Genomic DNA, 585 nt, shown 5'->3' on the forward strand with positions numbered 1-585 from the left:
TTCGCTATTGGCATATTTGCTGGTTTAGAGACCTTAATATTTTTCTTTAGTGCTTCATTAACTGGTGTTCTTGAATATGGATGCTTACAACTCAACAATTCATACGTAATACAACATAAGGCGAACATATCATCGCTTATGTTTGGTTCTTTTCCTGAGAGCAGGTTGAGTGAGGCGTAGTTAGGCGTGTAGCCCAGCGTTTCTAGATCTTCTGTTTTACGTTTTGCTGCATACTGATCCTGTTTGATCTGGTGAGTTTTCGACACACCAAAATCCAAAAGCTTTACATGGCCTTCGGAGGTTAAAATTACGTTGGCTGGTTTTAAGTCGGCGTGTACAACACCGAGCGAATGAGCATAGGATAGTGCGTCGAGGATTTGGTTGAGGATAGAAAGCATTGCATGGTACTTCAAACCATTTGGACGAGATCGTTGGATTAAACTTTCCAACGTTTCGCCGTCAATATATTCCATCACTAAAAAGTAGATATCACCGTCGACTCCGAAATCAAAGACCCGGATTACGTTTGGATGACTAAGTCTTTGTGTTTGTTGCGCTTCTCGAATCAACATTCTTGCTGTCTCT

General features: G+C 41.2%; 1 protein-coding gene. It reads right to left on the minus strand.

Annotation, left to right across the window (positions count from 1 at the left end; translation table 11 throughout):
* A partial coding sequence (locus R7Z77_RS27075) for a serine/threonine-protein kinase (RefSeq protein WP_318137268.1) occupies positions 1 to 585 on the minus strand: 585 nt, incomplete at both ends.

It is taken from the genome of Vibrio sp. 1401 (genome assembly GCF_033340295.1).